The 6,433-nt window shown below is 42.8% G+C and carries 8 protein-coding genes; 1 reads left to right on the plus strand and 7 read right to left on the minus strand.

What is annotated here, in order from left to right; genetic code table 11:
- Positions 1 to 162 precede the first annotated feature (162 nt).
- The 3 genes from groL to K6V48_RS11350 all read right to left on the minus strand — a co-directional run bounded on the left by groL (position 163) and on the right by K6V48_RS11350 (position 3,119).
- The gene (groL, locus tag K6V48_RS11340; RefSeq protein WP_222369793.1) at positions 163 to 1,785 is read right to left on the minus strand and encodes a chaperonin GroEL; all 1,623 of its coding nucleotides are present in this window, start codon (positions 1,783 to 1,785) and stop codon (positions 163 to 165) included.
- A gap of 96 nt (positions 1,786 to 1,881) precedes the next feature.
- Positions 1,882 to 2,163, minus strand: a complete 282-nt coding sequence (gene groES / locus K6V48_RS11345; RefSeq protein ID WP_222369796.1) for a co-chaperone GroES — start codon at positions 2,161 to 2,163, stop codon at positions 1,882 to 1,884.
- A 560-nt stretch (positions 2,164 to 2,723) separates the two neighbouring features.
- Positions 2,724 to 3,119, minus strand: coding sequence for a single-stranded DNA-binding protein (locus tag K6V48_RS11350; RefSeq protein WP_172039244.1), 396 nt, complete (start codon positions 3,117 to 3,119; stop codon positions 2,724 to 2,726).
- A 66-nt stretch (positions 3,120 to 3,185) separates the two neighbouring features.
- Here K6V48_RS11350 and K6V48_RS11355 point away from each other — a divergent pair, with 66 nt between their 5' ends.
- Positions 3,186 to 3,965 carry a DUF2785 domain-containing protein gene (locus K6V48_RS11355; protein ID WP_222369799.1) on the plus strand — a complete coding sequence of 260 codons (780 nt, stop codon included), beginning with the start codon at positions 3,186 to 3,188 and terminating at the stop codon, positions 3,963 to 3,965.
- A 33-nt stretch (positions 3,966 to 3,998) separates the two neighbouring features.
- On the opposite strand, the gene ytpR is transcribed toward K6V48_RS11355, so the two are convergent.
- The 4 genes from ytpR to K6V48_RS11375 are packed head-to-tail and all read right to left on the minus strand — an operon-like array spanning position 3,999 to position 6,241.
- Positions 3,999 to 4,622 carry a YtpR family tRNA-binding protein gene (ytpR, locus tag K6V48_RS11360; RefSeq protein WP_222369804.1) on the minus strand — a complete coding sequence of 208 codons (624 nt, stop codon included), beginning with the start codon at positions 4,620 to 4,622 and terminating at the stop codon, positions 3,999 to 4,001.
- A 17-nt stretch (positions 4,623 to 4,639) separates the two neighbouring features.
- Entirely contained in the window at positions 4,640 to 5,596 is a 957-nt protein-coding gene (locus K6V48_RS11365) for a DUF1002 domain-containing protein (protein ID WP_172066405.1), read from the minus strand.
- Positions 5,597 to 5,639: 43 nt separating this feature from the next.
- Entirely contained in the window at positions 5,640 to 5,960 is a 321-nt protein-coding gene (locus tag K6V48_RS11370) for a thioredoxin family protein (RefSeq protein ID WP_172030362.1), read from the minus strand.
- Positions 5,957 to 6,241 (minus strand): DUF4651 domain-containing protein, encoded by a 285-nt coding sequence (locus K6V48_RS11375; protein ID WP_002936537.1) that lies wholly within the window; start codon positions 6,239 to 6,241, stop codon positions 5,957 to 5,959. The genes K6V48_RS11370 and K6V48_RS11375 overlap by 4 nt, the downstream gene beginning before the upstream one ends.
- Positions 6,242 to 6,433 lie beyond the last annotated feature (192 nt).

The raw sequence follows: 6,433 nt of genomic DNA on the forward strand, positions 1-6,433 counted from the left end.
TCCCTTCCTCTCCCCGCTACCTCACGATAGTCAGGCTTGGGAGTCGCTATTGGGTTCACCGGTAGCGGGTGCCCACGGAGGACTTTCACCTCAGATGTACGACATGCCCGTCGTACTTTTCAAGAAAAACACAGCCTTTCGACTGTGTTTCCTTTAATCTAATTAATAACCCATTCCCATTCCATCCATACCTTGTGGTATAGCTGGAGCGGCTGGTTCTGGTTTGTTGGCAACAACTGCTTCTGTTGTCAAAATCAAGCTGGCTACAGAAGCTGCATTTTGAAGGGCTGAACGTGTTACTTTAACAGGATCAATAATACCTGCATCCATCATGTTGACCCATTCGCCTGTCGCAGCGTTAAAACCAGTGCCAAGTTCTGAATTCTTCAACTTGTCAATGATAACTGAACCTTCATAACCTGCGTTATAGGCAATCTGACGAACTGGTTCTTCCAAGGCACGCAGGACAATATTACGTCCTGTTTCATCGTCGCCTTTCAACTCCAATTTCGCTACACTATCGATAACATTGACAAGAGCTGTACCACCACCGGCTACGATTCCTTCTTCAACTGCGGCACGTGTTGCGTTGAGGGCGTCTTCGATACGGAGTTTCATTTCTTTCAGCTCAGTCTCAGTAGCAGCACCAACTTTGATGACAGCGACACCACCTGACAATTTAGCCAAGCGCTCTTGCAATTTTTCACGGTCAAATTCTGAAGTGGTTACCTCAATTTGTGACTTGATAACAGCGACACGGTTGGCAATTGCTTCTGGATTTCCAGCACCTTCAACAACGGTTGTACCATCTTTATCGACCACAACTTTAGCTGCTTGACCTAGTGCTTCGATGGTCGCATCTTTCAAGTCTAAACCAAGGTCTTCTGTAATCACTGTACCGCCGGTCAAGATAGCAATATCTTCCAACATAGCTTTACGACGGTCACCAAATCCTGGCGCCTTAACAGCAACTACGTTGAAAGTACCACGAATCCTGTTGAGTACAAGTGTTGGTAAGGCTTCCCCATCCACATCGTCAGCAATAATCAACAATGGACGATTGGTTTGGAGAATGCTTTCCAAAAGTGGTAAAATATCTTGAATATGAGAAATTTTCTTATCGGTAATCAAGATGAATGGATTTTCAAGTTCAGCCACCATCTTTTCATTATCTGTTACCATATATTGTGACAGATAACCACGGTCGAATTGCATACCTTCAACCACATCCAATTCTGTTTCCATACCGCGAGATTCTTCAATGGTAATAACACCATCTGTTCCCACTCGCTCCATAGCTTCTGAGATGTACTCACCAACTTTTTCAGAACGTGAAGACACGGCTGCAACTTGAGCAATTTCTTCTTTATTTGAAACTGGATTGGCCTGCGCCTTCAGAGCCTCAACTGCTGTTGTAACTGCTGCTTCAATCCCGCGACGAATACCGATTGGGTTGGCACCTGCAGTTACGTTTTTCAAGCCTTCACGTACGATAGCTTGGGTCAAGACAGTTGCAGTTGTTGTCCCGTCACCAGCGATGTCATTGGTTTTTGAAGCCACTTCGGATACCAACTTAGCACCCATATTTTCAAAATGGTCTTCCAGCTCAATTTCTTTGGCAATTGTCACACCGTCGTTTGTAATGAGTGGTGATCCATATGCTTTTTCCAAGACAACATTGCGACCTTTTGGTCCCAAGGTTACTTTGACCGTATCAGCCAAAATATCAACACCACGAACCATGCTCTCACGAGCATCTGCTGCAAATTTAATTTCTTTTGCCATAATAATACCCTCCCGCCTAAATGAATAAAAAAAACTATTTCACATTTCTTACAATTTCACAAGCGGGTTCAAATCCTTTTCTATTAGTTTAGTTTCTTATTCAACGATTGCTAAAATATCAGCTTCACGAATGATGTGAACGGTCTGGTTACCGTCTTTTACTTCCAAGCCTGCATGAGCATCAATCAACACTGTGTCACCAACTGCCACAGCAGGTGCTACCAGGTCTCCGTTCAAGGTACGAATTCCTTGTCCAATCGCTAGGACACTTGCTTCTTTTGTCATTTCTTGGCTTGCGCCTGCTAAGACAAAGCCACCAACAGTTTGTTCTTTTTCTTCAATTTTTACGACGATACGATCGCCCAATGGTTTTAACATACTACTACCTCCTGATATTTTTAGCACTCTATACACATGAGTGCTAATTCACATTTCCTATTGTATCACTTGGTCAAAAATAGTCAAGAAAATTCTATTCCTTTTTCGTGAAAATCCTTCTTAAGTATGAGATAGAATTTACCTATTCATTATTGTTGAACTATGCTATACTATTTTTAACAAGTTAGGGGGTGTTTATGAGATTTTTTAGAGATTTAAAAACAGATTACCTTGAAAGCCGATTTTCCGTTCACGAAAGTTTTGCAGAATGGTTTTAAAACGTAAATTAGGCTTTGGTGGGAAAATGATATTCGTCTGTCTACTCTGGCTAGTCTGGATATTTTTCTTTTGCCACCCTCACTACATCATCTTTTTCTTCTACGGAGTTATCCTACTTTCTCTAATTATCATGCTGATAGAATGGTGGAGTGATAGGAAATAGGACACAAAAAACACCAACTTTCATTGGTGTCTTTAAGGAGATATGAAAAATATTTAGGATTGACTAAAGTATAACCTATTTTTCAATACGCTCCATCGGTCTTGGGACGGATATTACACTAAAACGGTAATTCTTCCTCTTCCAAAATCACATCCGCCAAATCATCATTCGTATTATTTTCACGCATAGCTCGTTGAGCACGACTTTCAAGCAATTGGAATGATTGACCTAGAATCTCTGTCACATAGTGGTTGCTGCCATCTTTTTCGTATTTTCGCGTTCGCAACTCACCGTCAATAGAAATCAGACTGCCCTTGCCGCCATAAGAAACCAGTGTTTCCGCCAGTTTGCCCCAGAAAATAATATTAAGAAAATCTGCTTCACGCTCACCATTTTCTGTCTTAAATCGGCGATTGACTGCGACAGTTACACGAGTCAGATTTTTGCCATTTGGCGTTTGAGTCAGTTCTGGTTGGGCCGTCAAGCGACCGATTGCAATGATTTTATTATACATTTTTTATCCTCCTACATTATTTATTCGTAGAAAAGATGATAAAATGATGAAAAAGGAGAAAAATATATGAAAAATATCCTTACCTCAAAGCTCCATTCTACCCAACCTTATACCAATCAGGAACTAGCTTGGTTGCTGGAAAACATCGGTCATCCCGATTCTGATATTCGTGACAAATTGGTCTACGCTACCTTTTGTCATATCTTGCTAAACGATTTGATTACACGAGAACAAGCACAGGAATTACTTCAGCGTTCACAGGACACCAATCCATTTTCCCTAGAAGCGTCCACACTAAAACGAAGTTTTACTTGCTTGCTTTACTGTCTTCTGCTGTCTGTCGATAATGATTCTGAGTCTATTTATCATGCTTTTTTAAACGACGAGGACCGCGAACTACTTTTTCAACAGGCCTTGAATTATTTGACAATTGAAAATGACTGGTCTGGTTATGATGAAAAACTCGGCTGGATCCACACCGCTGCACATGGGGCCGATTTCTTGTTGGCCGCAAGCTATCACACCAAATTTCCTGTCTCAAAAAGCAAAGAGGTTTGGCAAGCCGTTCTTACTTGTCTATCTAAACAGAATCAAACCTTCACAGCTGGAGAGGAAATTCGCTTAGCACAAATCCCTGTCTACCTTTTGCTGAAGGGAAAAGTATCAAGCCAAGAGCTGACTGAATGGATTAGCGAGCTAGACTTTCCCAACCAAGAACCATTAGACTACTTCCGATGGCTCAATCTCCAACATTTCCTGTCCAGTCTCTATTTCCAACTCAAATCACAACAGGCCTTGACTACTGACATCCTAAAGGCTATTGAAAGAAAAATCCAGATACTATAAAAGAATTGGCCAAAATTGACCAATTCTTCTTTTCTATCCCTTCCAGTGTTTTGCTGGTTCAAAGGCTGCTCCGACTTCTGCGGAGTCGTCCAATTCGATAATACCACGAACTTGTGGGGCGTTTGGCAGTGCCAATTCACGCGGACTGCACATCATACCAAAGCTGTCCTCACCACGTAATTTCCCTGGGAAAATCAGGCTACCGCTCGGCATCATTGCCCCCGGAAGAGCCACAATGGTTTTCAATCCTTGGGCAGCATTCGGGGCACCAGCTACGATTTGCACTGTTTTGTCACCAACATTGACCTGACAGATATTGAGGTGGTCGCTGTCTGGATGAGGAACCATTTCCGCAATCTGACCGACAACAAACTTTGGAGCATTGTCGTTGACCAAGCTTTCAGTAAAGCCTTCTTTTGCTAATACTGCATTCAAGGTCGCAATTTGCTCGTCTGTCAGGAAAACTTGCCCATTTCCGGCAATCTCAATCAAGCTCGATACATCAAAGATATTCCAGGCCACTGTTTTTCCTGTTTCTTCTAAGAAAACACGCGCCACTTGACCCTTGCGTTCAAACTGGACAGCCTGCCCCTTGTCCTCAGCAACAATCACCATCAGAACATCGCCAACGTGTTCCTTATTATATGTAAAAATCATTTCTTTTCATTTCTCCTTTATGCAAATAGACCAATCAAGCCTTTCCAAAGATTTTCAAAAAAGGCACCGATTTTTTCTAAAATCCCTGAATCTTGTAGATTCTTATAGGCTTCTGAAATTTGTTGCTCCGCCTGTTGCTTGAACTGGTTGAGCTGGGCAGCTACCTCAGCCGAATCAATAGCAGAGGTTTCCTGATAGGCTTTGGCAAAGGTAACTAGTTTTGAAACTTCATCTGCTGTGATGACATTTTCCAAACCGTTTTGAGCCAAAACATCATTGATGATGGTGTTGATGTCAGCCTCAGAAGCCACCTGACCATTGGACTTTTTGTAGTCGGCAAGAGCTGTCTTGATTTCCGCTACCGCCTTATCCAAGGCTGAACTATCAAAATTGGAGTCACCTGTATGAGCCGTCGCCACTTCATTGACTGTCTCTAGCTCCTGTTGAGCCACTTCGGTTCGGGCTGTATCAACTGTTTCACCATTGGCTGCAAGAGCCTTGTAAACACCTGTCAGAGCGGACTCTCCCGTCACCTGAATCGGAGAAGCTACGTCAATCAAGACATCCGTCGCACCAGCTGTAATGGCCGCATTGGCATACTGCGTTTCGGTAATCAAGGTGATGTTCTGTGGCGTCTTAATATCCACCACAACCCCTTTGCCAGCGTCCTGCTTTTGCACCAGGACAGATGAATAGAGGGAGGCTGTGTCCGCTCCAGATGTACCTAAATATTGATCCATATCCGCGCCAACAACCACCTGACGACTGACATTATTGACATCCGAAATACCAAATAGATTGTTGACCTCTGTCGCCTGCGCATCTGACAAACCGCCACCATAGACCAGTGTTGGCTTGCCCCATTTTTCATTGATGACATCCGTCTGAATTTCCGCTTGAGCCAGCGGTGCCAAACTTAAACTCAATCCTAGCACCACAGGTGCTAGAAGAATTTTTCCTAGTGTTTTCTTCATGTTCTTTCCTTTCTTTTGGACATAGCAGAGCTTCTCTGCTCATCTATCTACCCAATCCAGATAAGAAGTTCATGATTTCTTCCTTGGTCTTGCGATTCTTATCGACAAAACGACCGATTTCCTTACCATTTTCCAAAACAACCAGACTTGGAATGCCTAAAATAGCCCATTCCTGCGCCAAAGGCATAAAGTCATCTCGGTCTAGTTGCACAAAACGGAAATTTGGAAAAGCCTCTTCGATAGCTGGCAAATGCGGTTTGATATAGTGGCAGTCTCCACACCAAGTCGTCACAAATAGAAAAACAGTCGGCTTGCCATCTTCAATCAAGGCAGCTACTTCTTCAAGATTTGTTGGAAAAATCATCTTTCTTCCTCCCTGTATTGAATAGAACCTTGGGCATTTTCAAATAGAAACACCTGTCCTGCCTCCATCACAACTCCTCCAACGAGAGAGTCTTGCGTTGAGGCTGTTTCATCCACATAGACCGTCGCAATTTCTCCTACATTAGCGAAAAAGTCACGCACCTCCTGCAAGGCCTGTGCTTTTTTACGGTCTTCCTGAACCTTACGGTAAAATTGAGCACTAGCGGTGAGCACACCTGCCCCCAATAAGCCTGCTAGCAAGGCTGTTCTTTTCTTTTTCATGTTGACTATTTTATCATATTTCCTCGGAATTTTCCCAAAAATGCCATTGGACTTGTGACAGCTGAGAAGAACTCGTTAGTGTAAAATAATTCTCGGAAAAACGTTTACAGGTTTTCAAAACAAAAAAAGTCCTATATCCTAGGAAATGCGTAAATAACCTAGAAGGATATAGAACCTATGACTATTGTAACA

It is taken from the genome of Streptococcus suis (assembly GCF_019794555.1).
Taxonomy (GTDB): Bacteria; Bacillota; Bacilli; order Lactobacillales; family Streptococcaceae; genus Streptococcus; species Streptococcus suis_AB.